The following is a 26,937-nucleotide window of genomic DNA, read 5'->3' as shown; positions in this document are numbered from 1 at the left end:
ATCAGGGTAAACGCCCGTAGGCGTAGAAATGGGATTGCCAGTAACTTGTATTCAAATTTGCATATTGGATGGGATCGCCACAGTGGATCATCATCCCGTCCCCCACATAGATGCCACAGTGGGACACGCCCGCCGTGTCATAGGTGCCGACAAAGAACACCAGATCGCCGGGGCGAGGTGCGCTGGTGGGGGTGCAGATGTTATAGAGCCCCTGGGCTCCCAGGCGGCCTACATTCCAGCCGGAATGATTGATCACCCAGGACACAAAGCCGGAGCAGTCAAAGGACGTGGCCGGAGAGCTGCCGCCCCACACATAGGGATAGCCCAGGTATTTCTCCGCCTCGCCCAAAATGGCCGCAAAGGTTTCATCGTCCAGATATTCCTTCGGCACGTCATAGTCAGCGGGCGGGTTTGTGATGTATTTTCCCACATAGGCTGACTCCGGGAACAGATCGGGTCTGTTCCCCAGGGTGGACATATAGAGGGAGTACCGGGCCATCTGTTCCTCGCCCATTATTTCCAGGGGCAGATGGGAAAGGTTTTTGTTTTCCAGCGTGACATAGCAGATGTAGTAATTGTAGGGCACCTCCACTGTGTAGGAATTGCCCTCGCTGTCCGTCCGGCTTTCTGTCCGATACCGAACCTCCACCACCACATCCTCGGTGAGAATGTACTGGCGGTCAAAGAGGGTTTCCAGGGTGCCCTGTACCTCGTCCACCGTCCACGCCCCCTCATGGAGCACCGACAGAATGGAGATCAGCACATAGGGATCGTGCTCAATTTCGTCCAGGTCAAAATGGTACTCGTCATAGTCGTGGGTGCTTTCGTAGCTGTCCAGATAGTTTTGCAGCTCGGCCTCCATGCCGGAATAGGCCGCCTCCGCCGCCAGCATTTCCTCGTCCTGGGACGGGTAGGTGGTCGCTCCCACTGCGCCTGCCCCGGCGTTGCCAAGCGTCACCAGAGAGGACGAACAGGACTGCATCATAAAGAGCAGGAGCACACAGGCCAGGGCCAGCAACACCCCCACGGGATGCCGCTTCACAAAGCCCGCGATCTTTACCCCGGCCTTTTCCGTGGCGGCGGCGGTCTTTTTGGCGGCGCTTGCCGCTCCCGTCTTTGCCGCCTCCCGCGCCCGCTTTTGGTACTGCTTTTTTAGGCGGTGCTTGCGCCACATTTGGGAAACAGAATTGCCGGACATTTCCGGGTGCTCCTGGGCGGCCATGCGGAAATGATAGTCCGCCGTGGCCTTGACATATTTGGACTCGGCCCGCTGGACAGCCTTTGCCGGGCGCTGCCGGATTTTCTTTTGCACAAACCGCTTGCCATGCCGCAGGCCGGACTCGCCCACCAGCTCGGAGCGGTGGGCCCCCTCGACCCCCACGTTTTCCTGTTCATTCTCATAAATCTTGCCATGCACAAAGCCGTGAACGGTGCCGCCAGCGGCGCGGCCCACCCGCCGGACGGGGCCGGGCTTTTTGGGGGGCTTCTGTTTTGCCAGCTTATCCTTTGCCCGTTCCAGCTTTTCCCCGCGCTTTTCCATGCGGAGCTTGGACGCAGCGGCCTGCTCCTGTTTGCTTTTCTGCCGGAACTTTGACTTATGGACACTTTGTCCAGAAGTGTCGTTGTTCGCAGCCCCGGCACCGCCTGGGGAGCCGCCCCCAGCGGCCCCGCCAGGATCGGCGGCGCTCTCCCAGGAGCCGGGGCGCTCCCTGGGCTCCTGTTTGGGCTTATTCGGTTTTCGCTTCATTCTTCAAATCCTCCGGGCGGGTAGTCAGCAGGTTATAAATCTCACCTTTGGGGAACCGATCCACAAAGGGGATGGTCACATCCCCATAGAACAGCAGGCCCTCGCCGGAATTGCTGTGGGTAATGTAGGAGAGCTGGTGCTCCGAAATGCCGAGCTGCTTTGCCAGAATTGCCCGGTCACTTTGGGCCTGGGACAGCAGGATCATAAAATCCGTGTTGTCCAGAATGGCCTCGATCTCCCGGCTGGCCAAAAGGTCTTTGACGTTCTGCGTCAGGGCCGAGGGGACGCAACCCTTTTTGCGGAGCATCTTCCACACGGCCACAAAGTAGCTGGCGGTAAGCGCGTCCCGGAGCAGAATATGAAACTCGTCAAAATAGCACCAGGTAGAAATGCCGTTATGGAAGTTCACATTGACCGCCGAAGTGACAAAATCGTTGGTGATGTGCATGGCAATCTTCCGCAGGTTTTCCCCCAGCCCTTTCAACACGATACACACCACACGGGCGGTCAAGTCCACGTTGGTGGGGTGGTTAAAGAGGTTGAGGGAGCCGGTGCAGTAGAGCTCCAGGGCGGTTGCCACACGGCGGGCCTCCGGCTCCGGCTGCTTCAAAAGCTCCTCGTACAAGTCCTGGAGCAAGGGCGGCTTGCCGTCCCCGATCCCCAGGGCCATATCCCGGTAAATGAGCCGCACACAGCGGTCAATCACGGTTTTTTCGATGGGCTGCAAGCCGTCCTTGCCGCCTACCACCAGCTCACACAGGGACAACAAAAAATCCGCTTTCATGGAAAGCGGGCTTTCGTCCTCGTCCAGATCAAGCTGGATGTCCATGGGGTTGATATGGCTGGGAGAGCCGGGGGCGATCTCGATCACCTGCCCGCCCAGCCGCCGCACCAGCGGCGCATATTCGCCCATGGGATCGACAATCAGAATCCGATCCTTGGGAATGGTGAGGAACACGTTTAAGAGCTCCCGTTTTGCCGCAAAGGATTTTCCCGATCCGGTTGAGCCAAGATACAGACCGTTGGCTGATTTCAGCTTTTTGCGGTCAGCCATGATGACGTTATGGGAAAGGGCGTTCATGCCGTAGTAGAGGGACGGCCCGGCCATGCGGAGCTCCCGGGTCATAAAGGGAATGAAGATGGCCGTGGAGCTGGTTGTCATGCCCCGCTGGATCTCCACCTCATTATAGCCCAGGGCCAGGGAAGAAACGAAGCCCTGCTCCTGCTGCCAATCCAGCCGCTTCAAGGCACAGTTATATTTCTGCGCGATACCGCCCACGGTAAACACATCGTTTTCCAGCCGCTGCCGGGTGGGGGCAAGGTTTACTACCGTAAAGGTCAGCAGGAACATCCGCTCATTGCGGGACTGGAGATCAGCCAGGAGCTCCGCCGCGTCCTTGCTGAATGTGATGAGGTCAGGCGGGAGAATGTCGGGATCGTACCCGGCCCGTACCGCCTTTCGCTGTTCCTCCACTTTCATTTTGCCGATGTCGGAGAGTTTTCCCTTGACGGTCTTGATGGCTTTGAGCTGATCCACCGTCTGAACGTGCATGGTAACGGTCAGTTCCGCATCCAGCTCCAGAATTTCCGCCAGCAGCTTATCAGAGAGCTCGGACGCCAAAATCTGCAAATAGGACGCAGCGCCCCAATACTGGCCCACACGGAACGTCCGGGACTGCCGGAAGTCGAAGCTGTCCGGGGCGATATAGTCCTTTGTGCCCATGCCCGTTTTGGGAATGTCCTGCCAGGAGAAACGGAACGGCTCCCGGCTGCCGGGGTGCATCTGCCCATGGAGCAGGGCCAGCCGCGCCTGCCCATCCATAGCCTCCGAGGGCACCCCCAGCCGTTTCAGATTGCCGGTCACATCGGCCTCCACCCGTTCCAGGCGGGGCCGGGCCTCCGCGATCCCCTCGGCGGGCAGGCCGAATGTGATATACTTGGAACGCTCAATGCCGTTGTTGCTTTTGGCGATCTGATTTTTCAGCATCCCGGTAAACTCGGCCCGGACGCTGTTGAAATTGTCCTGGGCCGGGGGGATGTTCACCCGGTACTTACTCCGGGAACGGGAACGCCGGTTAATAAAGGAAAGCTGGAACGGCAACGAGGTATCAAAGTAGTTGAGGAATGAGCTCCAGCCTCCGAAAATGGCCGTCTGATCCTCGGTAGAAGCCACGGAATAATTGATGTCCTCGTATTCCACCGTCTTTGTGTAGAGCCCACCGGGGAGCTGGCACACCCCGTCCGGGTGCATCACCAGATAGGGGATCGTCTGCTGGGCAGACAACGCAACTTTCCGTTTAGCGGCCTTTCCGGGGCCGCGCTTTTGGTCTTTTGCCGTTTTCAATCGCATCCTCCTTTCCCGCAGCGCCTCGCTGGGTAAACGGGGCGTAAATATTCTGCGTCTGATAGGGCCTGATCCCAGGCCGCAGGAAACGGGCCCGGATAATGTTTCCCACCACCTTTTCCAGCGGGAGCCCGTCTTTTTCATACATCGCCAGCAAAAACGCCGGGAGCGCCACGGCCATCATCAGGAACATGGCCCCGGTATTGCCGATGGTGCTCCGGGCCAGCAGATAGGTGGGGACGCCCACCGCCGCCGCGATCCCGAAGCACACAAGCTGGCGTTTCGTCAGGTTAAAGGCCAGTTTTGTCTTGACCTTTGACAAATCGTTTGGGACATTTACATAGGGAATTTTGCTCACTTCCTTTCCAGCCCGGCCACTTCTGGACAAAGTGTCCAGAAGTCCGGGGTATCTCAGCGCAGCACTTCCGCGATCCCTGCCATAATGTACTCCGCACAGGGTAAGGCGATGGCGTTGCCCAGGGCTTTATAGCGGCTGGCGGCGCTGATCTCTTTGCCGTCCGCGCCGTATTTTGTCCAGCCCTCCGGCAAGCCCATCAGCCGCTCACACTCCAATTCTGTGGGAAAACGCACACAGCCGCCTGCCGGATCGTCCTCATACCAAAAGGCAAAGGGCGTTACTGTTCCAGCCAGCAGGGTGGGAAAAGGGTCAGTTGGCAGTCCAAAGCTGTTTCGGAACGCGGTGTGCTGCCCGCCTTTTGCGGCTCCCCGCATACGGAATCCTTGAAAGGGTCGGACGATGGGTATTCGCCCCCCTGCTTCAAGAAAAGGGCCTCGATCTCCGCCGGGGGCGGGCACCCGGCTTTCTCCGCCAGACGGAGAAAGTGGCTGCATTGACCGGGGCTTAAACAATATTTCGGGAGCACGCCGCCCTCTAAAATCTGCCACGAGAAAGACGCGCTGCCGCCGGGCCAGCCGGGGCCTTGCCCAGTGTTGGGCATCCATGAGCCGCCATGCGAGATCGGGACATCCCCCTCGCACCATTCCGGCGTTTGCCCATCTTCCCGAAGCAGGCATTGGAATTTCGGCGTCTGTGAAAGCGGATAACACGGCTCTAAAGTCCATCCGGTCATTTGAAGAAAACGCTCCCATGACGTTTTCCCAAATAGTGATAACTGGATATAGATCATTGGTGGCCTTTCTCATTTCTTGAATGATACGGATTGCGTGAAAGAACAGGCCGGATTTGGCCCCATCCAGCCCCTCCCGCCTGCCGATCTGTGAAAGATTTTGGCAGGGTGAGCCAAAGGTCAGCACATGGACAGGCGGGACGGCCCCGCCGTCCAGTTTGGTGATGTCCCCCAAGTGGGCCATGTCCGGGAAGTGCCGCCGGGTGATGGAGATAGGGGCAGCCTCGATCTCGCTGGCCCACAGTGGGCGGATACCGCACCGCGACGCTGCCAGGGGGAAAACGCCGATCCCATCGAACAGGCTCCCCAGAGTAATCGCGCTCACAGGCCCACCTCTGGACACTTTGTCCAGAAGTCCGGGACGGTGCTTTCCACCTCGTTCCCCCACACATCCCAGCCAGGCGGGGACTGCCGGGCGAACAGCTCCACCCTGGGCACATCGCCCATGAGGGCAACGATCTTATCACGGGCCTCGTCCGGCTTTTTGCTGTGGGCTTCAATGGGGGAAATGATAAATTGATGGATATTCGCCGCCTGCCGTTTCGGGTGTCCTCGCGTTGCCAGCAGGCAGATCTCCGCGTTTCCCCTCGTCCAAAAGCCCAGGCCATAGAACCAACTGTCGGCCTTTCGGTTTTTCTTGAGCCACACAAACGCCACGCTTTTGTAGGTAAAGCCCCACGCCTGGATCAGCCGCAGGGCTTCCGGGAGCTGCGGGAATGTGGCCCACAAAAAAAGCGCGCTGTTCGGGGCCGCAAGATCGGCCACCGGGAGCGCGCATATCTCGTCAATCCCCATTGTGGGGTAATGCTTCTCCGCCGCACCCTGCAAGCCCTTTTGCGTGTAGCGCCAGGGGGGATCGGCATAGATCACAGAATACTGTCCGATAGTTACACTCCTTTCTCCCCGGCCTCCAACGCTGCCCGCGCCAGACGGATGCGCTCTGTGGCGGCGGCGTAGTAGGCGGGGACGGTTTCAAAACAGATGAAGCGGCGGCCCGTATTGAGGGCGGCAACCGCTGTTGTGGCAGAGCCCGCGCAGATGTCCGCCACCACCTCGCCGGGCCGGGTGTAGGTTTTGATAAAATACTCGCACAGGGCCACCGGCTTCTGCGTGGGGTGGACGGTGCGCTGGACGGCTGGAAAGGTCAGCACGTTTCCGGGAAAACGCAGGCCGTCCTCCGATCCGCTGCCGGAACGGGTAAATTTCCCGTAGTTGGTGCTGTTCCCGTTATTGCCCGCAATTTTCTTGTAGGGCTTGCCCTGCTCAAACTGCGGATTGTAAAGCGGGAGCTTCTGATAGAACACCAAAATATTCTCCGTCTTTTTCAGCGGAGCACGGCGGGCATTGAGAAAGCCTGTGCAGCGGCTTTTGTACCACACCCACTCATAGCGGAGCATGGACAGGTTGGATGCCCCCAGCACCTTGTCATAGGGGCATTGTGCAAAGAACAGTACAGCGCCGTCCGGCTTGACCGCCCACTTGACCGCCTCCCACAGCTCCGGGAGCGGCAGGGGCACATCCCAAAAGTTCCGGGTGGTGCCATAGGGCGGATCGGTCAAGAGCATATCCACAGAATGACGGGGCAGGGAGCGCAGCCCCTCAATGCCATCCATAAGGAACAGGCCCTCCGGGAGCTCCGGGGACTTCTGGACACTTTGTCCAGAGGTGCCCTTATCGGTCATCCCTGGCCTCCTTGCCCTTTGCCGGGGCGGGCCGGGCGGCGTTTTCACGGGCGGCCTGCGCCCGCCCCTCGGCTAACTGCTGGGCAATTTTCTTCGCGTCATCCCTGCCGCCCAGCAATTCCTGCTTTTGCAAAACGGCCTCCGTTTCCGCCATAAAACGGTAAACATCGGCCTGGTTGAAGTCCTCCGGCGCTTTCCCGTTCCACAGGCGCGACCCGTCGGGCCCATATCTTCTCGGCATATAACACCCCTTTATCAATGTGCGCTAAAGATACTTCGCGCAATCGTCCCGGTTTTGAACAGCATGAAGCAGAGCAAAACCGTATAGCCCACGGTGCCCCAAATCGCCCCAATGGGATCTCCGCCTGTGGCAATTCCCTGGATCAGCACCGCATAAATCGCAACACACACCAGAATGAGCAATCCTTGGAAGCCCACGGCAAACAGGGAGCGCAGATAGTTCTGCCCGATCTGTCCCACCTCCCGGTGGGAGATCGTTGCCATAGGGATGGGGGCCAAACTGGTAAGCAAATAAATTTCCAACATTCTGCCATACACCAAAACAAAAATGACGATGCCCAGCGCCCACATGGTAACGCCAATAATAGAGGACTGGAGCCACAGGCCCAAAAGCGGCCCTAAATCCATCCCCTCCAGGGTGGTTTCCAGCTCCGTCATCATATCCGGCGTGATGTCCGTGGAGCCCTGGATCAGGCCGCCCGCCTGGGCGATCACCGTCTGCGACACGTCAAAGACGGCCATCACAATGTTAAAGGTGTTTGAGAGAATGAAGATGGCACAAGCCGTTTTGAATATCCATTTGTAGATATTCGCCACGTCAAACTCGTGCATATTGTTTTTTTCCAAAAGCATCTGAATGAGCTCATAGGTGGCAACAAAGGTCAGCACCAGCCCGGCAATCGGCAAGATCACCGTTTCGGAAAGCTGGCGGATGAGGGAAAATACCCCGGCGTTCCACGCCGCCGGGGTAGTCCCCACCTGTACCGCAATCTCTCCGACTTGGGTATTGACGTAATCAAAGAGCCCCTCCAGGTTCCCCATGATCCCGCCAATCAGCAGCTCTTTGAGCCAGTCCGTGAGCCAGTCGGTGAGAAAATCCATAAGCCGCTACCTTAAAACAGGCCGGACAGCAGAGGGATCAGGGTGGTGCCCAGCAGGATGATGCCGCCGCCCGCCATGAGCTGCTTCATGCCCTGGCTTTTGGAACCAGGATTGTCCGAGCCGTACCCCTCCAGGAGATTGACAACGCCCCACACGCCCAGGCCAGCGCCGAGAGCCACAACAAGGGTCTGCAAAGTATCAATAGCGGAAGAAAAGAACTGCATATAGCCTCCATTTCTCCGGGGTTTTCCCCGGCCATGAAAAAAGCCGCCCATACAGGCGGCAGGTTACGACCTCTGGACACTTTGTCCAGAAGTGCTTTATACATAGGCATCCGGATCGTCCACATCATCGTAGTTGAGGATGTCCTCGTCCTCGCTTACGGGCCCTGTGTCCGATACGTCTACCTCGTACACCTCACAAGCCTCGTTCAGCCCAGGCCGCCTGCGGCGGTTGATGAGCTTATCAAGGTCAAAGGCGTTTTTTTGTTTGTCAGCCTCCGATGTATATTTGTAGTTCGGGTGCTGCTTCAAATCGTATTTGGGCGAAAAGAACGGGGGCAGGCCCCGCAGCTGCAAAATGCACTTATCGCCCGGCATGGTAGCCAGCTCGCTGGGGGTCATCAGCTCCCGGCCCAGCCGCTGGGTGTTTTGGTTGTAGCTTTCCGACTGCCCACGGGAGCGGCCCTCGGTCTGCATGGAGATCGTGGCCTTTCCCAGCCAGTTCTCGGAAATCTCCTTGATGGTGGAGCTTTCCCGCCCGCCCAGAAAAATTACGCTGTCCATGTTTCCCAGGATCGTTTCGGCGTTGTCCTTGTATATGGCCTTGCATTGGGCGTACTGCTGGTAGAACAGGCACAGGCTTACCTCACGGGAACGGATGACGGCCACCAGCTTCTCCAGCGAGGGCACCTGGCCCGTGTTGGCCGCCTCGTCCCACAGCACCCGCACATGATGGGGCAGGCGGCCCCCGTGAACATTGTCGGCCCGTTCACACAGGAGATTGAACATCTGCGAAAAGGCCAGGGCAACAATGAAGTTATAAGTGGGGGTTGTGTCGGAAATTGTGAAGAAAACCGCCGTTTTCCGATCCCCGATGCGGTCAAGCTCCAGCTCGTCATAGCTCATGATCTCCCGGAGCTGGGGGATGTCAAAGGGGGCCAGCCGGGAGCCGCAGGAAATCAAAATGCTTTTCGCGGTCTTGCCGCTGGCCAGCTTATATTTCTTGTACTGCTTCACGGCAAAGCAATCCGGCTTGCGCTTTTCCAGGCCCTTGAACATATAGTCCACCGCGTTCATATAGGACTCGTCATCCTCTTTCACGTCCATGCCGGAAATCATGTCCACCAGGGTATTGATGTTCCGATCCTCGGCAGGAGCCTCGAAAATGATATAGGCAATCAACGCACAATAAAGGAGCGTTTCTGCCTTTGTCCAGAACGGATCGCCCTCCTTGCCCTCGCCTTTGGTGTTCGCTATGAGGGTATCCACGAATTTTAGGATGTCCGCCTCATTGTGGATGTAGGACAGCGGATTGTAGTGCATGGATTTTGAAAAGTCGATGCTGTTGAACACCTTGACCTTATAGCCCCGGCGTTGCAGGAAAGCCCCCACCTGGGAGAGCACCCCGCCTTTTGGATCGACGCACACATAGGAGCTGTGCGCCTGGAGTAGCTGGGGCGTGAGCCAGAAGCGGGTTTTGCCTGACCCGGACGAGCCGATGATGCAGGCGTTGAGGTTGCGGGCGTTGGCAGGATTTTTGGGCCGGGTATTCATGGTGAGAAACTCCGTCTTTGTCAAAATGACGTTGTTCTCAAACTTCGGATCGACAAAGGGCTTGATGTCTTTTTCGGTGCCCCAACGGGCCGATCCGTATTCCTCATCCCGCCGAAATTTCTTTGCGTTCTTGCTTTTGAAGTAGATCAGCAGGCGAAAGCCCACCGCGCCCACAATACCGATGAGCCAGTCAAAGGGGGCCTGCCCCGGCGCAAAATCGGCAAAGGCCGGGCCGATGCTCTGCCCCAGGCCCATGAGCTTGTGAGCAAAGTCTGCTCCAGGGGCCAGGCGGTAGGCCGTCCCCAGCTTTAGGCAGGCCCACAGAATAAACAGGTACGGGATATTGGGTATCACATACTTTTTGACGCTATCTGTCCTCATGCACCGCCTCCCTTGCACGTTCTTTCTTGTGGGACGGCTGGCGGGCCAGTTCAGCGGCAGCCCCTTTGAGCTGTTCCCGAATGGGAACACGCTGGGACTTGGAACGCTTCAACACGCGCCGGGAATATTCCGAAAAGCAAGCGGTGATGGCGTCGGCCTGCCCGCTCTTAAAGAACAACAGGTATTTGTCCGGCCCGGTCTTATAAAAGGCATAGTCCACATTCCAGCGCCGGGCCACCCGGTCAAAGTCCTTTGGGGACTCCACCTCGATGCTGTTCGTGGCGGCCCCGTGGCCCATGAGCTGGCGCACCGTCTGTTTGCCGTGGGGTGTCTGGCGGGCCCGGTGAGCTTTCTTGATCTTCCGGCCCACCGCCAGACACGCCTGGGCCAGCACCCGGCCCGTGAGCTTTGTTGCCTTAATGGAAACTGCTATGGTACGTCTGGAAACGTCCTCATCAATCAGCCGTATCCCTCCCTTCCTTGAAAAAAGCACCTCTGGACAAAGTGTCCAGAAGTGCCGCTATCGCTCCTCATGCTCCTTTTTGGCAATCTTCCGATAGCCCTCCAGGGAGGAGCCGTCAACAATTTCTTTATAGGCCGCCATCTGCTCCCGCACCGAGAGCTGCGGGAACGCGAAAACCTTGTGCTCGGCGGGAATGTCCTCGATCCCGTGGTAGTGCTCGATAAATTTGCCGCCGTTGTTCAGCACATAGCCGCCGGGGGCAAAGTGGCCGTCCTCGTTGATCCGCACGTCCCGTCCGTATGCTTCATAGTCGAAGTAAGGGAGCAGGTGATCGGGAATGTCAATAGCCTCCATATCCTCCACATAAATGCGGCCCAGGGTTTCATCGTTCTCCACACCGGGATAAAACTCGTAGCAATCCAGATTTTGCGCCAGATTGATCAGGTCAGCCACGCTGGAAGTATGTTCGCCGCTGTCAATGACCGCCTCAAACTTTTCCAAATCGCCTTGATCCAGCTCGGAAAGCAGGCAGGCCAGATGGTTGAGCTCGTCCAGGTTCTCATATTCGCCTAAGTAGTCATAGAGCCCCAGCACATCACCGTCAAAGCTGGTGATGAAAAATTCCTCGTACCGCACCCCGTCCACGCCGATGCGTTTTAGGAGCGCCTGCACCTCCTCCGTGGTAGTGGGAAATTTCAAGGTTTCACCGGCCAGCTCTCCCTCGTTGTATTTTCCCAGGTTGGTGATGTAGGCTTCAAACAGGGATGCCATATCAGCGGCGGCCCTGTCCCTTGACGGTCAGGATGCCCTCAAGGGTGGTAGCGGTGATCCCCAGCCGCTGGGCCACAGCAATATCATTTTTCATGGACTCGGTGACGGTATGGCCGCACACCACCAGCACACGGGAACGCCGGAGCAGGTCACGGCCCATGTCGATGCCGTTCTTGTGCTCCTCCGGCACCGCGTCATTGAGGAACAGCGGCAGATAGAGCATGGGGCAGATGGGGGAATAGCCCGCATCGTAGACCACACGGCAGTAATGCGCCGCCTGCTCCATGTCCACCGCAGGATCGCCGCGCCATGCGGCGGTAATATAAGCAAGGGATCGTTTCATCTTCAACACCTCCGATATTTATAATAGGTAGTTCGACCCTATCCCCCCGCCCTTTCCCTATCCAGGGAAAGGGGGCGGCTCTGGAGGATATATACCCCCGCCGCGCCGCTGGAAGTAGCACAGCCGGGGCAGACCGTCAAGGGCAAGCCGCCGCGAGCGGCGGTGCGTTGCACCCTTGACGGCCCACTCCCGGCTGTGCAGGAATATAGGCGGCGACGGGGGATATATCACCACAGAGCCCATCCCAAGCGCGGGGCGCTTACCTCTGGACAAAGTGTCCAGAAGTGGGGCCTGGTTACTTCTCCAAGTCCTTTTTCTTGTCCGGCTTTGCCAATTCGGGCGGCTGTTTCTCTTTCCACTCGTCCAGCAGGGCCATGATCTGCTCCTTCATTTTGGCAGGAGTGACCTCCTTGCCGAAATACTTAGACAGTTCAGCAGTCGAAATAATCACACCGCGATCCTCCTTTTTTTCTTCACTCAAAATACCGTCAATCACATCGCCGTTGAGCTTGCCCTCCTTGTCCAGCTCGTGGAGCCGCTTCGCCTGGGCCACCGAGGGGGAGGACTGCTCCCCATCAATGGAAACGGCAATCAGCCGCTGGTTTTCCGGCCTGATATACGAGATCTCCACCGCAGGCATAAAGCCCATCTGCTTTGTGTCCACCTTGTCCAGAAGCTCCGGCACCAGGGAATTAAGGCGGATATACCGCATGACCTTTTTATAGTTCATGTCGTGATCCTTACCCACGATCTCCACCGAGAGCTTACCCAGGGCCTCGGCCTCTTTCTCATTTTTCGGGCGGGCCCCCTGGCGCTTGATGGCCTCCACCTCCAAATCCAGGAGCTTTGCCAGCTCGCTGGGGAGGGGATCACCGCGCTGTTTATTGCTGTTACGCATTTCCCGGACAGCTTCAAGGTCAGTCATTTCGCGGACAATACAGGGCATTTCCTCCAGCCCGGCCCGCTCACCACCATGATGGCGGCGGTGGCCCGCGATAATCTCATAGCCCTTGCCATCCTTTTCCGGGCGGACAGTGGCGGGTGTCATAATGCCGTGTTCCTTGATCGTCCCCACCAGATCGTCCATCGCCTTATCGTCCTGCACCTTGTAGGGATGCTCCCGGAACGTATGGAACGGATGAAGCTCCGCCATTTTCAGATAGACGATTTTTCCCTCTTCCACCGGGCGGGGCGGCACGTCAGGCGTGGGCGGCAGATTGATCTCCGGCGGCGGGACTGCCGCCTCCTTGACGGGAGCGGCCTTGCCCGGCTTTACCGCCTTAGCGGATTTAGACGCAGGCGCACCGCCGGAGCCCGTTTCCTTGCCCTTGTCGGCTTTCTTACCTCTGGACACTTTGTCCCGAACAGCGGGCGGGGCCTCCTCACGGGCCGCCTTGTCAACCTTAGACGGGCGGCCTGTGCGGGGCTCCGCCGCTTTCTCCTTTTTTCCCGCAGACACCGCAGCCTGCTCTTTCGGGGGACGGCCCCGGCGCTTTTTCGGCTGATCCGCCTCCGGCGCTTTTTCCTCCAGGATAGGAGCCTCTTTACCATCCTTATCAGTAGCCGGAGCCTTTAATTTGTCTACGGCTCCATGCGCCGCTGCCCGCCGCTGGGACATAAGCTCGTTGATCTTGTCAAAATCAACCACTACTTCCCCAAGTGCAGAGCGGGCCGGATTGTCCTCACCCATACCGGGAATAACAGACTGTTCTGCCTGGAGTGCCGGGCCCGTACCAGGCGCGGCGGGCTCTTGCGTTTTCCCCGGCGCGTCGGTTTCCTGAACCGGGGGCTCCTGGATTGGCAGAGCGTCTTTCACAGGAGCGTCACCGGGACGATCCGGGCCAGGGGGCTCCGGGCCGGTTTTGAGTTTGTCATCTGCCATTCACTAACCTCCTTCAGTTTTGGTGTATTGCACAAAAATGAGCGTTGATTTTCTATCGAAAAATTTTCCTCCTTTCCAAGTCCACCACGCAAAAAAGCCGCCCAGATTTTACCCGGACGGCTTTCAGCGTAATGTGATAGACTTTTATTTTATTTTTCGGATTGTAGGCTCCGAAAAGCCTTATATTTGCAGTTTTCCTATTTTATATGGCCCTTAGTAAGTGTAATCCCCAACCAAAATATTAGGTGCGGTAATCACATTTTTTAAAAAACAAGTTGTTCCATAGGAATTTGGAAATACTACATTAGGGTCTGGTATCCTTTGTATCACGAAAAATCCTCCTTATGGCTGTATTTTCACTTCCTTTCCCCTTGCAGATGCCGTCGCTACAGCCCTCTTTTTCCGAATTTCTCGCATAATCGTTCCCCCTTATGTTATTAGAGTTCAAAGGCTGTCTTGCTGAACTTTTCTTTAATGTGATTAGGTCGCTGTCTGAGAGACTCCCCTGTCCTTTAGGAGCCTTCCTGGAGCGGCCTCATCAAAGAACTACAGCATGAATTCCTATATATTGCCTCTGAAGCACTTCAGCTTCAACACGGGTAACTCTGATCTAAATAATATTCTATGGGATCTCCCGCCGGATTTCAATGCTTGAAAAGCCGAAATTCTGCCTATGGGTTCTCTTTTTCTTTTGGCCTCTAGTGAGGTTTTTGTTTGACAGCAAAACAAAAATATGATATGCTATAAGACCACGGAGGCAGCGGAAAGGAGGGCTTTTTTATGCCGCATACTTCTTTGAAAACCATCGCACAAAATAAAAAGGCCTTTCACGACTACTTTGTGGAAGAAAGTTTAGAAGCGGGCATTGAGTTGTGTGGCACAGAGGTAAAGTCTCTGCGCAAAGGGCAGTGCAATCTCAAAGACGCTTGGTGCTCCGTTGTTAATGGGGAGCTTCTAGTCAACGGAATGCATATCAGTGCTTATGAGCAGGGCAATATTTTTAACAAAGATCCGATGCGCGTGCGCCGACTTCTGATGCACAAGCGGGAGATCATGCGGCTGTTTGGCCTTGTGAAGCAGGACGGATATTCTCTCATTCCTCTCTCTGTCTATTTAAAAGGTTCCCTAGTCAAAGTACAAGTGGGGCTTTGTCGTGGTAAGAAGCTCTACGATAAACGCGCAGATCTTGCAGCACGTGCAGCAAAGCGTGACATTGATCGCGCACTCAAAGAAAAAAACCGATCATAAAGTAGTAGATATGGGGCTGCAATGGTTTCGACGGAGGTTGTGAACCCTGGTAAGCGAGTAGCGGTGCGGACACGCTTAAAACTCCGCAAACTTTAAAATTAAACGACAACAATACTGTTGCGTACGCAGCCTAATTAGGCTGCCGTCTTTACCGGGAGTACCGCGGCTCGGATAAAGGCGTCGATGAGCGGTGAACGTGAACGAAGGAACGCCTTTACCTCCGTCATGACGCAAAGGCTACTAACGTAGGAAGCCTGCCTTTGGGCGCCCTATAGAGGGAATGTCAAAACATCGGCTATACTCGTAGAAAGCCAGGGCAAGTGATTTTCGGACAGGAGTTCGATTCTCCTCAGCTCCACCAAATGGACATTACACGAACACCTGCTTTTTCAAAGACGGTTTTGCCGTAAGGGTGTGGTTGTGATGGCAACGCAGAAACCCGAGGGTTAAGGTATTATGTGCCTTAATCCTCGGGTTTTGGCATATGTGATATCCGTTGGTTTAAGATCCAACTGCATGGCTTATTATCACTTGAAAAAGCACATTGTCATAGACAATCCATACTTTCTATTGATAGCACTAAGTTTTATCTTACTATTACATATGATATTTGCAGTTCCATATCGTAGGTGCTAAACTATTTTTGTCATTGGGCTTCATGCCTTTTGTCCTCCTTTTGATACTTTGGTGCAGTTGGCAGACCGCATCTTTCTTGTATCAAAAGGAGTTTTTATTTACTATGGAACGCTAAAGCTTTTTGTGAACTCCCCCGCATTGCCGGGGGTTCCTAACAACAAAAAACTTCCCCTTGTTTCGGCTCGTAAGGGCAAAAACAGGGAAAATCCATTAAATTTGAGTATTAGGTAGGCAAAAAGCCTTGAAATATCAAGGGTTTTGAAAAGATTGTATTTCTAATCTTTATTAACTCTATTGCTTACAAAAATATTCTTCTAATAATCAATCCGTGAAATACGCAAAATTCTCTTTTCTTCTTGACATCATTTTTTACACGTTATAATATAACAGTGATATATAACGCTGTTATAAGGAGGGTAAATACAATAAGCGGAAACTTAACAACTTTAGAACGCATCCATCAGGCTGCAAAAGCGGAGTTTTTGGAAAAAGGCTATAAAGATGCTTCCCTACGAAACATTGTCAAATCGGTAGGCATGACTACTGGAGCCTTTTATGGGTATTACAAAAGCAAAGAAGAACTGTTTGAAGTTCTGGTCGGTGAACATTATGAATATATCCTTAATCGCTTTAAAGAGGCACAGCAGGAATTTGCAAATTTGCCTCTTCACCGGCAGCCAGAAGTTATGAGCGAAGTATCCGGACTTTGTATGTACGATATGCTCCGTTACGCCTATGCGCATCTGGAGGAATGCAAACTCATTCTCTGCTGCTCGGAAGGAACAAAATTTTCCGGCCTTATTGACGAAATGGTGGAAATTGAAGTGGAAGCAACGCACTCCTATCAGAAGGTCCTGCAGGAGCTTGGGCGGCCCTCCCCGAAGATTGATCCCACACTGGAGCATATTTTGATTACTGGCATGTTTCATACTTTTTTTGAACTGGTGATCCATGAAATGCCACTGAATAACGCAGAAAATTATGTAAAGGAAATGCGCGCCTTTTATACAGCCGGATGGATGAAAATTATGGGGCAGTAAAGCCCTGTAATTTTTGCCCTTTAGTTAGCTACGACTAACTAAAACATGGATATAAGAAGGACAAAATATATGTTCTCTATATCATAAATCAATAAAGGAGGAATTCTTTTGAAAAAGCAATCTAATCTGTCGCGCCTGCTCCAAATTGCAGGCAGACACAAATACCTGCTCTATGCTTCATGGATGCTTTCAGCTATCAGTGCCTTCATCGCTTTGGTACCCTTCTATTACATCTGGAAAGTGATTCAGGAAGTGTTGGGGGTTGCTCCGGATTTCAGTCGGGCACAAAATCTGACTTATAACGGCTGGATGGCGGTTCTGTTTTCGGTCATCGCCGTGCTTATCTACATAGCGGGACTGATGTGCTCCCATAAGGGGGCGTTTCGTATTGCCACCAACCTACGGCTGCAAACTATGGAGCATATCGTCAAGCTGCCGCTTGGGTTTGTAGAGAACTTTGGTAGCGGCAAACTTCGCAAAATTGTCAACGAATCCAGCGCCGCCACCGAAACCTATCTTGCCCATCAACTTCCCGACCGGGCCAATGCGATTGCTACGCCTTGCGGACTTTTAGTATTGCTGCTGGTATTTGACTGGCGACTTGGTCTCTTAAGCCTTGTTCCTGTGATTCTGGGATTTTTAATTATGATGGCGATGACCGGACAACGGATGCAGGAAAAAATGAAAGAGTACCAAAACGCACTAGATGATATGTCAAACGAGGCAGTAGAATATGTTCGAGGTATTCCAGTAGTCAAAACCTTTGGACAGACCATCTTCTCTTTCAAAAAATTCAAAGACTCCATTGACCGCTATAAAGTATGGGTGATTGCCTACACCAAACAGCTTCGAGCGCCCATGATGTTTTATACAGCGGCCATTAACGGGGTTTTTGCTACATTGATCGCAGGCGGCCTGCTATTTATCCAAAACGGTATCACAACAGAATTCCTGTTGGATCTGATTTTTTATATTATTATTACACCGATTATTTCGGTCACGTTAACGCGCATCATGTTTCAAAGTGAAAATGCCATGATTGTAAACGATGCCTTGCAGAGGATCGACAGCGTTTTGAATTTAAAACCCCTGAAAGAAGCAAAGCGCCCAAAACATCCACAAGATGCTTCGGTAGAACTGAACGATATTCGTTTCAGCTATGACGGAAAAACAGAGGTATTGAAAGGCATTTCCCTCACCATCCCACAAGGACAAACTGTAGCTTTTGTCGGCCCATCCGGCGGTGGAAAAACTACGCTCGCCAATCTGATCTCGCGTTTCTTTGATCCACAGAGTGGTAGCATAAAGATTGGTGGGGTCGATGTAAAAGAGATTTCCAAAGAGGAACTGATGAACACGGTTTCCTTCGTATTCCAGAACAGCCATCTTATCAAAGCTTCTATTCTGGAAAATGTGCGCATGGGCAGGCCTGACGCAACCCGGGAAGAAATCCTTGCTGCGCTTCACAATGCTCAGTGCGATGATATCCTTGAAAAACTGCCTCAAGGGGCGGACACCGTGATCGGTACAAAGGGCGTTTATCTTTCCGGCGGGGAGCAGCAACGAATTGCTATCGCTCGCGTCATGCTGAAAAACGCGCCCATCATTATTTTAGATGAAGCCACGGCTTTTGCCGATCCGGACAACGAAACACGGGTACAGGCTGCTTTCTCTAGATTGTCTAAAGGCAAAACAGTCATCATGATTGCCCACCGTCTTTCTACCGTAGCAGGAGCGGATAAAATCTATGTTATTTGCGACGGACAGATTGCTGAAAGCGGTACCAGCAGCAATCTGTTGGCGAAGGACGGCATTTTCAACCGGATGTGGCAGAACTATCAGACTTCCGTTCAATGGAAAGTTGCAAAGGAGGTAGCAAAATGATAAAACGGCTGCAAAAACGATACGCTCTTTCCGAACAGGGAGCGAAAGATCTTGTAAAAGGCTGTCTGGCCTGTGTCTTACAAAATCTTTCCTTTATGTTCCCAGTGGGACTATTGTTCTCTTTAGTAAGTGATCTGCTAAACGGCGGTGTTTCCAGCGAAAAAATTGCGTTTTATGCTATTGGCTGTGTGGTGTGTATCGGTTTTATTCTGCTTACCACTTACATCCAGTATAACGCTACCTACTTTGCCACTTATACGGAAAGCGGCATACGGCGTATTACACTGGCCGAACGGCTGCGGAAAATCCCGCTGTCCTTTTTTGGTAAAAAAGATTTGGCCGATCTTACCAGTACGATTATGGCCGACTGCACCTTTTTGGAGCAGAGTTTTTCCCATTTTATCCCCGAACTGGCGGGCTCCATCATTTCCACAATTCTTATCTCTATCAGCCTACTTATTTTCGACTGGCGCATGGCGTTGGCGGCGCTGTGGGTTATGCCGGTTGCCTTTGCGATTGTAGGCTTTTCCTCAAAAGTGCAAGAAAAGCTCAATCAAAAAGCCATGGATGTTAAGATGGCCTGTGCAGATGGGATTCAGGAGTGCATCGAAACAGTACGGGACTTGAAAGCCAACAATGCCGAAGCAGAATACCTGAAAGGACTGGAAAAGAAAATCCGCGCAGTCGAACGCCGATCCATTCTCAACGAATTTGGACTTGCCGCCTTTGTGGTCTCCGCATCATTAGTATTGAAATTAGGGATTGCTACGGTTGCGCTGGTTGGCTCCATACTGCTGATCCAGGGCAGTTTGGATGTGATCACTTTCTTTCTGTTTTTACTAGTCGTATCGCGACTTTATGACCCGCTACAAGGCGCACTTCAAAATCTTGCAGCGGTGATCAGCACACGCACCAATATCGCCCGTATGAATGAAATCCTCGACCATCCCATTCAACAAGGCGATAACCGGCTTTCCAACAAAGGCTATGACATTGTCTTTGACCATGTAGGGTTTGCCTACAATACAGGAGAAACCGTTTTGAAAGACGTTTCCTTTACCGCAAAGCAAGGAGAGGTTACCGCTTTGGTGGGGCCATCTGGCGGTGGTAAAACAACTGTTTCCCGTCTGGCGGCAAGGTTTTGGGATGTAAGTCGCGGCAAAATTACGGTAGGCGGCATGGACATTTCCAAAACAGATCCGGAAACACTGTTGTCCCTGTTCTCCATTGTATTTCAGGATGTGACTTTATTTGACAATACGATTTTAGAAAATATCCGTATTGGGAACAAAGAAGCCACCGATGCGCAGGTGATAGCGGCGGCAAAACTGGCCAACGTGGACGAATTTGCAGAAAAACTGCCTGATGGGTGGAACACCAATATCGGGGAAAACGGCTGTGAACTTTCCGGTGGAGAACGGCAGCGCATTTCCATCGCCCGAGCTTTTCTGAAAAATGCTCCGATTATTCTTTTGGATGAGGCAACCGCTTCCCTGGATGTAGAAAATGAAACTTTGATTCAAGCGGCATTATCCCGTCTGATTGCGGATAAGACTGTGCTGGTGATTGCTCACAGGATGCGCACAGTGGCAGGCGCAGACAAGATCGTGGTACTCTCACAAGGCACTGTGGCAGAAGAAGGAGCGCCTAAAGAGTTGCAGAAGAAAAATGGTCTTTATGCCCGTATGGTGGAATTGCAGACGGAAAGCCAGGACTGGAGACTGGTGTAAAAAGGATTCTCCCGCTTGGATGATGATCAGCCCGAATTTGTACCAGTATTTAGCGATCGTTAGGAGATGGTGACAATATGGGAAATTAGCTACACTGGATTTTTTGGAACCCGGCCTTCCTGTGGAGTTCTGCCGGGCAGTTTACGAAACGGGATTTCCCCTATCGGGTTGCCGTAACGCCAGGGCGCTATTAAGGATGCCAGTCTGTCAAGGGTTTCCAGCCAAGATAAACGGTCTCTTTTCTTCATGATACCAATACCTGAACAGGTTCTTTTCGTCCATCGCTCAAAGTAAATTTGTCTGCGATCCCCTCCGTCAAAAGAATCTCGTTTTCATCGGTGACCAGCAGCATATCAAACCCGCCATTTTCTCGCCAATAAGCTTCCGCTTGTTCCGTCCCCATAACAAACAGAGCTGTAGAGAGCGCATCGCACAGCCTGCCCTCTTCTCCAATAATGGTAACAGCCTGCAGACCACTGTTTGCAGGATAACCAGTAGATGGATCGAGAATGTGCCAGTAAATATTCCCGTCCTTATCTTCAAAATAGTTTTCATAGCCACCGGATGTTACCACTGCTGCGTCACTGATTTCTAACACGCCCAAGTTGTCTTCCCCCCAAGGGGCACGAATGCCGATGCGCCAGTCGCTGCCATCAGGCCGGGGGCCAACCGCCTGGATATTCCCGCCAAGATTAATAAGCGCAGACTGAACCCCATGTGTTTGAAGCACTTCTGCCACTAAGTCCGCAGTATAGCCTTTTCCTACTGCTCCCAAATCCAACTGCATCCCTTTCGGCATTGTCAAGGTTGTTCCGTCCAGTTGAATTTCGCTATAGTCCACTCGCTCCAGCAAGGCGTCAATCTGCTCTTGAGAGGGAACCTGTTTGCTATCTGTAGTAAATCCCCATGCCGATAAAACGGGATAGATGGTTGGATCCAATGCGCTCTCTGTTTTTTCTGCCATATCTAGCGCAAAAGAAATTAGCGCTGCTGTTTCCTCACTCACAGAAATCGGTCGCCCATCGCTGTGATTCGCCCTATAAATTTCACTTTCATCATCGGTAACGGCCCAGCGGGACTCCATAGTTTGAATCAATTCCACGGATTCGTCTAAAGCATCTTGGGCGTTTTCACCGTATACTGTAAAAGTCATGTATGTATTCATCGCAAAAAGAGAGGTTTCTACTGGCTCTATCTCTGTAGCACAGCCCGACAACACAAGCGTCATCACTGTTAACACACCAGATATCCATCGTCTCATTGTTATTTTCCCTTCCCGCTAAGATTCAATTTTGTAACAAGGCAATTTTATACGATTAGATTTACAACCAGTCCTGTAATGAATGAAAATACCATCACATAGGCCAAGTACAACAGAAACCGCTTCATCCCTAAAACAATTTTCAAAGCGCCTAAATTGGTGATCTTAGTGGAAGGCCCGGTGAGCATGAAGGAAGCCGCGCTTCCCACGCTCATACCATCCCACAGCCATTGCTGTAGCAAAGGGATGGTTCCACCGCCACAGGCATAGAGCGGGACCCCGATGGTGGCAGCCATCAGGACGCCTAGTGCTTCGTTTTTGCCGAACAGGATTGTCATCGTTTCCGCAGGAACATATCTCTGAAAGAGAGCGGAAAGCAGCACGCCGATGAAAAAATAAGGCCCAGTGGATCTTATATTGCGCCAAAGATTTTTTAGATATCGAATCAAAAGATTTGGATCGGTATCCCGGCTTTTCGGTTCGTCAAATCCAGAAAAGTTAAAAAAGGGCTTATCCCTGTAAAAAAAATGAAGGAGCCACCCGGCAGTAATACCGCAGAGAAAGCAGGAAACAATACGCACAGCTAAGACCGTTCCACCTAGTGCCGCACTGTAAATGATGAGTTGCGGGTTCAGCAGGATGGAGGACATCATAAACGCAGCTAACCAACTGTCTTTCATGCCTCCTCGGGAAAAAGATGCGGCAATAGGGATTGTGCCGTACATACACAGCGGAGACGCAACGCCCAATGCACTGGCTGCTATAATCCCTAAAAATCCCAGTTTCTTGCCATGAAGTGAGCGAAAAGCACGATGAATATAGTCTTTGGCAAAAACGGAAATGGCTGAACCAATCACCATTCCCAGTACCCACCATCCGAAGATCTGCTCCAACTGGACAGTAAAGTAATACCAAATATAGATCCATTCCCGTCTAAGGACTTCCATCTGTGCCTTCCCTCCTCTATATGACCTGTCTTCATGGTCAGGTAAATCGTAGAAATTCGCGCTTGCCATCATGGCCACCATATCGTGATCCATAATTAGAAAGACATATCCCGCACTATTTTCCATCTGGAACTACTTGATTTCACATCCGTGAGACAGGATTTTTTATCTAGCAGCCAGTTTCTTCATAGACTTCCGACATGATGGATTCTGCAAAGATTCGCATTATGAAAAGGTTCTGTCCCAACTGTCACCGCCCGTAAACCCATGGCATCAAAGCTGCTCCAGAATACATCTTTGTCAACCAACTGCCAACCATTCATCGGGTCGGCAATCCGGTACTGCTCGCCTTCTTCCCCCGCCAAGACGACGCAATGCAGGTTGTTGTAGGGAATGTACCGTTCTCCGCTTGGCAGTATCCAGCTGAAAGAATCCGTGTAAACAGGAGGCATATAATCCATTGTCACCCAGACGGCGACTGGCGTCTTGTCCCGCGCATACTGGTCCAACTCGCTTTGGGATATGCCTGTCAGCGACAACATCCTGCCTCCCCCGCCGTTTGCTTGTATCCAGGCATTTCCAGCTTCAATGATGGGGCTTTCAAAGCAGTACCAGCCACCTGTGCGGCTGGAAGCATCCCCAACATAAAATTCATTAGGAGATGGACCCAGCCGCTGATTCTTGGAATAAGTGAATTCCTTAGTGGGCAAATATTGTTGGTATTGTCTCGCAGTCCCTAATAAAAAAGTATTTTACTCTACCATCTGTCAAAGTATCCACTGCGTATTTACGCATCTGCTCCGCCTCCTTTCCTCTAACGCTATACACAGTATACCGTGTAGCCGCCTGTATAGCTATTCACAAAGACTACCGAAAAAACGCCGTTCCCATTCCCTATACGCAAGCACTACCAACAAAGGCTTTCACTCTGCCTGATAGCTCCCTGCGATACGGAACGCTACCGCTGCCAGACCAATAAAACCTGCCGCCACCAGCAACAAAGCTATTATTCCCAATATCCATCCCATGCCATATCCTCCGTATTTCAGGAATCTGTCACATCCCCATTTCTGCCATTGTCACCATCTGATCTTCCTCATAGAAGTACTCATCTGCAGTATCCCGGTCTACTGCAAGGATGTTCCCGGCTTCTTTTTCTCCCATCTGAATAGGGGCCAGATAACCGATTATCTTCCTGCACAGTTCCTGATCTGGGCAAGTGTCCAGAAAGACCATACTGGTATTTACCACCAGACGGTCCAGCACATCTGTAATTATGATTTTTTCTGCCTCATATCCCTGTTTCCCGATAAAATTTGCCATATTCTCAGGTGACAGGGAAATCAGGTATTCCTGTCTGGGGCTGCCATCCAGGGGATATACATAAGCATAGCCCATACTTTCAGAATCCATAATGTCATGAATCATTTTTCTGCACTCTGGCGTCATATCCTTAGCCTCTTTTCTTTTTCTGATCGTGTCTCAAAATATCCTGCCCTCCTGAGGCGACCATATCTCCACGTTCAAAGACTCTGTCATAGCCTGCAGCTGTGCCAGCTGCATAGAAGAACGGGCCAAGGAATGCCGGTTCACAACCAGCAGGATATTTGCTTTTCTTTCTTTAACTGCCTCTATAAAATGGCGAAATCCCTGCCGTTCCGGAAGCGGCCTGCCGCCGCAGTCGCTGGAGCTTCCTGCCGTTTCAACCACCATCTGTTCCGCATAGTCACAAAGCTGCCGAAACTGTCCCTTCAGCACACCGTGGGTATCTTCCGGTGCATCGATGGCACAGTAAATCCACGCCTGTTTCACCTTCTCCATTTCAGCCCTCCTGTTTCTCTGCTTCATCACCGAAAACCGAATGCTGTCCCAGAATGCCATCAAGCCCGAAGCTGACCGCAATGGCATGGTCAATCTCATGCATGGTATTGGCATTCAACCGGCCTATGTATTCTTTCAGCCTTGCTCGGTCTATGGTCCGTATCTGCTCCAGCAGGACCATGGAATTGCCATGCAGTCCCTGCAGCTCATCCCCTAACCGGATATGGGTGGGGAGCGCACGCTTTCCTTTACGGCTGGTGATTGCCGCCGCAATCACGGTAGGACTGAACTGATTGCCCATATTGTTCTGAATGATCAGCACAGGACGCACACCGCCTTGCTCGGAACCTACAACCGGTGTCAGATCCGCATAGTAAATATCGCCTTTCTTAATTCCCACATCAAAACCTCCCTTCCGTTTTCATATCACAAGGACAGCGGCAGGCGGCATTGGACTGTATCAAAATATCTGCTTCCATGTATGGACACCTGCCGCTGTAGTTTCTAATATGAAAAACTTACTTGTTCTTCGCTTCGCGTGGCTCCTATTCGACACTACTTCCCGGAGCCGGATGCACGTTGTACATCCACGGGCAGTAAACACAGACCGGCCTTGGCTTCAGGCCGTCATGGGATTTTTCCCCTCCGAGGATCTCTCCGAGCCGCCCTCATTGCGTGATCCCGCTTCCTGCGGGGCTGTGACTGGACGGAAGTATCATTATAGGCTGTTCAGGTCATGGCAGGCAGCCGGCCAGGGCTGCTTTGGGATGGATAGTCGTCGCTCTGCACCTTTGATGCGATCTTGTTGACAGGTACTCTGACTACCTGCAGGTGGTCTTGGCGTATCCTCCGCGATGCTCCCCCCTTTGGGGCTGAACAGCTAAGGTATCTGTGTTTCCGGATATGACCGCTGTGGCGGTATTTTTCAAGGAACAGATGAGAGCAATGAGTCCTCTCACTTACTTCCACGTTGGCAGAGACATTTGACAACCCAAAGAAGCAAATTTTTTAAAAATTTTCTAGCATACGACGTAGCTTCTTTAAAATCTGCTGTCTCCGCTTGTTGACAGCATTCTGGGAACACCCCAGTTCTGCCGCCAGCCACCGCTCCGTCCGTTCCTCAAAATAGAGCTGGAGGATCAGATACTGGTCATCATCAGATAAACAGGAAACCGCTCTATGCAGTTGTTCCTCTTCAAGTTTCCGTATAACCAGTTCTTCCGGTCCAGGTACTTGGGACGTAAATTGTACCGCTGCTTCTTTCAGTCTTTCATAGGAATCTTCCCTGCTTGGAATAACCGTCACTGTCTGCTTTTCTTCATCTATAATGGTCTGCTCTGCTTTTAGGTCATACTCCTGATACTGCATTTTTCTTTCTGTGATTTTTAATACAGAGATGACTTCCTCGCTGGCTTCCGGATATATCTTCTTAAAGTCCGGAAGCCTGTATGGCTTTGCCATAGCTTGTCCTCCTTCATTCTCGAATTGCGCGAAAACGAAGGACAAGCGGCGGACCGCGGCACCGCAGATCCCGCTGTGGGCAACAAAAAAGAACGGCTATACAAATGCCGCATACTCCTTTGGGGATTGAAGATGATCCGGCAGGATCTCATACTGTTCCAGATGTCCTGCGATTTCCAAAGCAGCCTCCATGTCATCCGGCATCTCTGCTTCCAAAGCAGCCATCAATTTTTCCATCTTTTCTTCGGATGAAACCATATCCTGATCCACCAGTATTTTGGCAAACGCATTGAGTCCCTTCAGTTCATGATTCTGCGGAAGATAATCCACCAAATCTGGTTTTATACTAACCAGGCTGATAATATGGCACTGTTCCAGTTGATCTACTTCCATAGACTTCCGGACCTCTTCCAACTGTTCTTCTGTGGCAGGCAAAGAAATCGTTTCACTGCAGCGGTAGCCAGAACATTTAAATTCATAGGACAGGAATAGCTTTAATTCAAATACCGCCTGCTGTTCTTTATTTCTCATCTGCAGCTCCCTTCTGCCTCTAACACGCCGGCCCCATGACGGCGGATCAGAAATGAGGCAATAACCAGACGGAACGTTTCATCACTGACCAGTTCCGGATCCGTCAGTTCCGACAGGCTGATATGCTTGGTCCCTCGGTAGAGATCCTTGGCAGTATGAAAGAGGACATAACCACCCAAATCCACACCGTGAATCTGGATCTCCTTAAACCGGATAATATCCGGCTGAATTGCCGCGACTGACTTCCCCCACAGGAAGCGGTCTGCTGATAAAAGATACAGTGCCGCACACATCGCATCTTCATCTGCTACACGGCTATGCCTGCACCATAGGCTGTCAAACCGCTCTCGATGTCCGGTAAGGAAAAAGAAGGGCGGTATCTCTCCCGACAGCCGCGTCACGCGGGCCACAAATGGCTTCACGTCCACCTCATCGATAAGAAGTTCCAACAGCTCAGAAAAGGGCACACATCCGGCTACAATCCGTTCACGGAGGCAGACACGCCCTCCTAGTACTTTACAGGCATTTTCCTTTTTATCTGCATATTCACATAGGCTGCAGTCACAATCCCGTGCGTTATATCCCAATCTGCTTACGATCATCCCGCTCCTGCGGGGCTGAAAACCTGGCACTCTCTGCATTATAATCTCCAGTTCTTCATCTGGAGTTCCACTCATAAATCGTATGGCCATATCGAATTCCCCCTTTCCATTTGCCTGG

General features: G+C 52.5%; 27 protein-coding genes and 1 other RNA gene. 5 read left to right on the top strand and 23 right to left on the bottom strand.

Going from position 1 to position 26,937, the window contains the following annotated elements; translation table 11 throughout:
* Window position 1 precedes the first annotated feature (1 nt).
* From I2G69_RS03495 to I2G69_RS03430, 14 genes are all read right to left on the bottom strand, one after another.
* Complete coding sequence (locus tag I2G69_RS03495) at window positions 2–1,747, bottom strand: C40 family peptidase (protein ID WP_195560221.1); 1,746 nt, start codon at window positions 1,745–1,747, stop codon at window positions 2–4.
* Complete coding sequence (locus tag I2G69_RS03490; protein WP_442858881.1) at window positions 1,728–4,097, bottom strand: VirB4-like conjugal transfer ATPase, CD1110 family; 2,370 nt, start codon at window positions 4,095–4,097, stop codon at window positions 1,728–1,730. The genes I2G69_RS03495 and I2G69_RS03490 overlap by 20 nt, the downstream gene beginning before the upstream one ends.
* Window positions 4,045–4,440, bottom strand: a complete 396-nt coding sequence (locus tag I2G69_RS03485) for a PrgI family protein (RefSeq protein ID WP_195560263.1) — start codon at window positions 4,438–4,440, stop codon at window positions 4,045–4,047. The genes I2G69_RS03490 and I2G69_RS03485 overlap by 53 nt, the downstream gene beginning before the upstream one ends.
* Before the next feature lie 62 nt (window positions 4,441–4,502).
* Window positions 4,503–5,564 (bottom strand): DNA cytosine methyltransferase, encoded by a 1,062-nt coding sequence (locus I2G69_RS03480; RefSeq protein ID WP_195560220.1) that lies wholly within the window; start codon window positions 5,562–5,564, stop codon window positions 4,503–4,505.
* The gene (locus I2G69_RS03475; RefSeq protein WP_195560219.1) at window positions 5,561–6,109 is read right to left on the bottom strand and encodes an MT-A70 family methyltransferase; all 549 of its coding nucleotides are present in this window, start codon (window positions 6,107–6,109) and stop codon (window positions 5,561–5,563) included. The genes I2G69_RS03480 and I2G69_RS03475 overlap by 4 nt, the downstream gene beginning before the upstream one ends.
* Window positions 6,110–6,126: 17 nt before the next feature.
* Window positions 6,127–6,921: a DNA-methyltransferase gene (locus I2G69_RS03470; protein WP_087271439.1), complete on the bottom strand. Its 795-nt coding sequence runs from the start codon at window positions 6,919–6,921 to the stop codon at window positions 6,127–6,129.
* On the bottom strand, window positions 6,911–7,162 hold the full coding sequence (locus tag I2G69_RS03465) for a hypothetical protein (protein ID WP_021659237.1): 252 nt from the start codon (window positions 7,160–7,162) through the stop codon (window positions 6,911–6,913). Before I2G69_RS03465 ends, I2G69_RS03470 begins: the two co-directional genes overlap by 11 nt.
* Window positions 7,163–7,176: 14 nt before the next feature.
* Window positions 7,177–8,043 carry a VirB6/TrbL-like conjugal transfer protein, CD1112 family gene (locus I2G69_RS03460; protein ID WP_058966413.1) on the bottom strand — a complete coding sequence of 289 codons (867 nt, stop codon included), beginning with the start codon at window positions 8,041–8,043 and terminating at the stop codon, window positions 7,177–7,179.
* 11 nt (window positions 8,044–8,054) lie between these two features.
* Entirely contained in the window at window positions 8,055–8,267 is a 213-nt protein-coding gene (locus I2G69_RS03455; protein ID WP_002578752.1) for a Maff2 family protein, read from the bottom strand.
* Between the two features lie 96 nt (window positions 8,268–8,363).
* Window positions 8,364–10,199, bottom strand: coding sequence for a VirD4-like conjugal transfer protein, CD1115 family (locus tag I2G69_RS03450; protein WP_195560218.1), 1,836 nt, complete (start codon window positions 10,197–10,199; stop codon window positions 8,364–8,366).
* The gene (locus I2G69_RS03445) at window positions 10,186–10,692 is read right to left on the bottom strand and encodes a PcfB family protein (RefSeq protein WP_195560217.1); all 507 of its coding nucleotides are present in this window, start codon (window positions 10,690–10,692) and stop codon (window positions 10,186–10,188) included. The genes I2G69_RS03450 and I2G69_RS03445 overlap by 14 nt, the downstream gene beginning before the upstream one ends.
* 27 nt (window positions 10,693–10,719) lie before the next feature.
* The gene (locus I2G69_RS03440) at window positions 10,720–11,433 is read right to left on the bottom strand and encodes an antirestriction protein ArdA (protein WP_195560216.1); all 714 of its coding nucleotides are present in this window, start codon (window positions 11,431–11,433) and stop codon (window positions 10,720–10,722) included.
* Window position 11,434: 1 nt separating this feature from the next.
* The gene (locus tag I2G69_RS03435) at window positions 11,435–11,776 is read right to left on the bottom strand and encodes a DUF7768 domain-containing protein (protein ID WP_148320086.1); all 342 of its coding nucleotides are present in this window, start codon (window positions 11,774–11,776) and stop codon (window positions 11,435–11,437) included.
* A gap of 295 nt (window positions 11,777–12,071) precedes the next feature.
* Window positions 12,072–13,658 (bottom strand): ParB/RepB/Spo0J family partition protein, encoded by a 1,587-nt coding sequence (locus I2G69_RS03430; protein ID WP_195560215.1) that lies wholly within the window; start codon window positions 13,656–13,658, stop codon window positions 12,072–12,074.
* A gap of 780 nt (window positions 13,659–14,438) precedes the next feature.
* On the opposite strand from I2G69_RS03430, the gene smpB reads away from it, so the two are divergent.
* From smpB to I2G69_RS03405, 5 genes are all read left to right on the top strand, one after another.
* Window positions 14,439–14,906, top strand: coding sequence for an SsrA-binding protein SmpB (smpB, locus tag I2G69_RS03425; RefSeq protein ID WP_087232179.1), 468 nt, complete (start codon window positions 14,439–14,441; stop codon window positions 14,904–14,906).
* A gap of 12 nt (window positions 14,907–14,918) precedes the next feature.
* Window positions 14,919–15,267, top strand: a transfer-messenger RNA (tmRNA) gene (gene ssrA / locus I2G69_RS03420).
* Window positions 15,268–15,967: 700 nt separating this feature from the next.
* A complete protein-coding gene (locus I2G69_RS03415; RefSeq protein WP_237966891.1) occupies window positions 15,968–16,582 on the top strand; it encodes a TetR/AcrR family transcriptional regulator in 615 nt (204 codons plus the stop codon).
* A gap of 108 nt (window positions 16,583–16,690) precedes the next feature.
* On the top strand, window positions 16,691–18,466 hold the full coding sequence (locus I2G69_RS03410; RefSeq protein ID WP_087232182.1) for an ABC transporter ATP-binding protein: 1,776 nt from the start codon (window positions 16,691–16,693) through the stop codon (window positions 18,464–18,466).
* Window positions 18,463–20,196, top strand: coding sequence for an ABC transporter ATP-binding protein (locus I2G69_RS03405; RefSeq protein WP_195560214.1), 1,734 nt, complete (start codon window positions 18,463–18,465; stop codon window positions 20,194–20,196). Before I2G69_RS03410 ends, I2G69_RS03405 begins: the two co-directional genes overlap by 4 nt.
* A 244-nt stretch (window positions 20,197–20,440) precedes the next feature.
* On the opposite strand, the gene I2G69_RS03400 is transcribed toward I2G69_RS03405, so the two are convergent.
* From I2G69_RS03400 to I2G69_RS03360, 9 genes are all read right to left on the bottom strand, one after another.
* On the bottom strand, window positions 20,441–21,424 hold the full coding sequence (locus tag I2G69_RS03400; protein ID WP_243254815.1) for an FAD:protein FMN transferase: 984 nt from the start codon (window positions 21,422–21,424) through the stop codon (window positions 20,441–20,443).
* Between the two features lie 80 nt (window positions 21,425–21,504).
* Window positions 21,505–22,404, bottom strand: coding sequence for a permease (locus I2G69_RS03395; protein WP_195560212.1), 900 nt, complete (start codon window positions 22,402–22,404; stop codon window positions 21,505–21,507).
* A 185-nt stretch (window positions 22,405–22,589) separates the two neighbouring features.
* Entirely contained in the window at window positions 22,590–23,114 is a 525-nt protein-coding gene (locus I2G69_RS03390) for a C39 family peptidase (protein ID WP_195560211.1), read from the bottom strand.
* A 346-nt stretch (window positions 23,115–23,460) separates the two neighbouring features.
* On the bottom strand, window positions 23,461–23,853 hold the full coding sequence (locus tag I2G69_RS03385; protein ID WP_195560210.1) for a hypothetical protein: 393 nt from the start codon (window positions 23,851–23,853) through the stop codon (window positions 23,461–23,463).
* 33 nt (window positions 23,854–23,886) lie between these two features.
* Window positions 23,887–24,225 carry a recombinase family protein gene (locus I2G69_RS03380; RefSeq protein ID WP_191362639.1) on the bottom strand — a complete coding sequence of 113 codons (339 nt, stop codon included), beginning with the start codon at window positions 24,223–24,225 and terminating at the stop codon, window positions 23,887–23,889.
* A gap of 1 nt (window position 24,226) precedes the next feature.
* Window positions 24,227–24,625 (bottom strand): type II toxin-antitoxin system PemK/MazF family toxin, encoded by a 399-nt coding sequence (locus I2G69_RS03375; RefSeq protein WP_195560209.1) that lies wholly within the window; start codon window positions 24,623–24,625, stop codon window positions 24,227–24,229.
* Window positions 24,626–25,233: 608 nt separating this feature from the next.
* Complete coding sequence (locus tag I2G69_RS03370) at window positions 25,234–25,686, bottom strand: RNA polymerase sigma factor (protein ID WP_191362638.1); 453 nt, start codon at window positions 25,684–25,686, stop codon at window positions 25,234–25,236.
* Between the two features lie 96 nt (window positions 25,687–25,782).
* Entirely contained in the window at window positions 25,783–26,217 is a 435-nt protein-coding gene (locus I2G69_RS03365) for a DUF6329 domain-containing protein (protein WP_191362637.1), read from the bottom strand.
* The gene (locus I2G69_RS03360) at window positions 26,214–26,909 is read right to left on the bottom strand and encodes a hypothetical protein (RefSeq protein WP_191362636.1); all 696 of its coding nucleotides are present in this window, start codon (window positions 26,907–26,909) and stop codon (window positions 26,214–26,216) included. The genes I2G69_RS03365 and I2G69_RS03360 overlap by 4 nt, the downstream gene beginning before the upstream one ends.
* Window positions 26,910–26,937: the final 28 nt, after the last annotated feature.

This window comes from Anaeromassilibacillus sp. D41t1_190614_C2, from assembly GCF_015558525.1.
GTDB classification, from domain to species: Bacteria; Bacillota; Clostridia; order Oscillospirales; family Acutalibacteraceae; genus Anaeromassilibacillus; species Anaeromassilibacillus stercoravium.
This window is presented reverse-complemented; position numbering and strand designations above follow the sequence as displayed.

Excerpts from the sequence above, each read along its gene's own strand:
- I2G69_RS03495 (WP_195560221.1), bottom strand. The coding sequence starts at position 1,747 with ATGAAGCGAAAACCGAATAAGCCCAAACAGGAGCCCAGGGAGCGCCCC.
- I2G69_RS03490 (WP_442858881.1), bottom strand. The coding sequence starts at position 4,097 with ATGCGATTGAAAACGGCAAAAGACCAAAAGCGCGGCCCCGGAAAGGCC.
- I2G69_RS03470 (WP_087271439.1), bottom strand. The coding sequence starts at position 6,921 with ATGACCGATAAGGGCACCTCTGGACAAAGTGTCCAGAAGTCCCCGGAG.
- I2G69_RS03465 (WP_021659237.1), bottom strand. The coding sequence starts at position 7,162 with ATGCCGAGAAGATATGGGCCCGACGGGTCGCGCCTGTGGAACGGGAAA.
- I2G69_RS03460 (WP_058966413.1), bottom strand. The coding sequence starts at position 8,043 with ATGGATTTTCTCACCGACTGGCTCACGGACTGGCTCAAAGAGCTGCTG.
- I2G69_RS03455 (WP_002578752.1), bottom strand. The coding sequence starts at position 8,267 with ATGCAGTTCTTTTCTTCCGCTATTGATACTTTGCAGACCCTTGTTGTG.
- I2G69_RS03450 (WP_195560218.1), bottom strand. The coding sequence starts at position 10,199 with ATGAGGACAGATAGCGTCAAAAAGTATGTGATACCCAATATCCCGTAC.
- I2G69_RS03440 (WP_195560216.1), bottom strand. The coding sequence starts at position 11,433 with ATGGCATCCCTGTTTGAAGCCTACATCACCAACCTGGGAAAATACAAC.
- I2G69_RS03435 (WP_148320086.1), bottom strand. The coding sequence starts at position 11,776 with ATGAAACGATCCCTTGCTTATATTACCGCCGCATGGCGCGGCGATCCT.
- I2G69_RS03430 (WP_195560215.1), bottom strand. The coding sequence starts at position 13,658 with ATGGCAGATGACAAACTCAAAACCGGCCCGGAGCCCCCTGGCCCGGAT.
- smpB (WP_087232179.1), top strand. The coding sequence starts at position 14,439 with ATGCCGCATACTTCTTTGAAAACCATCGCACAAAATAAAAAGGCCTTT.
- I2G69_RS03405 (WP_195560214.1), top strand. The coding sequence starts at position 18,463 with ATGATAAAACGGCTGCAAAAACGATACGCTCTTTCCGAACAGGGAGCG.
- I2G69_RS03400 (WP_243254815.1), bottom strand. The coding sequence starts at position 21,424 with ATGACGCTTGTGTTGTCGGGCTGTGCTACAGAGATAGAGCCAGTAGAA.
- I2G69_RS03395 (WP_195560212.1), bottom strand. The coding sequence starts at position 22,404 with ATGGAAGTCCTTAGACGGGAATGGATCTATATTTGGTATTACTTTACT.
- I2G69_RS03385 (WP_195560210.1), bottom strand. The coding sequence starts at position 23,853 with ATGACGCCAGAGTGCAGAAAAATGATTCATGACATTATGGATTCTGAA.
- I2G69_RS03380 (WP_191362639.1), bottom strand. The coding sequence starts at position 24,225 with ATGGAGAAGGTGAAACAGGCGTGGATTTACTGTGCCATCGATGCACCG.
- I2G69_RS03370 (WP_191362638.1), bottom strand. The coding sequence starts at position 25,686 with ATGGCAAAGCCATACAGGCTTCCGGACTTTAAGAAGATATATCCGGAA.
- I2G69_RS03365 (WP_191362637.1), bottom strand. The coding sequence starts at position 26,217 with ATGAGAAATAAAGAACAGCAGGCGGTATTTGAATTAAAGCTATTCCTG.
- I2G69_RS03360 (WP_191362636.1), bottom strand. The coding sequence starts at position 26,909 with ATGGCCATACGATTTATGAGTGGAACTCCAGATGAAGAACTGGAGATT.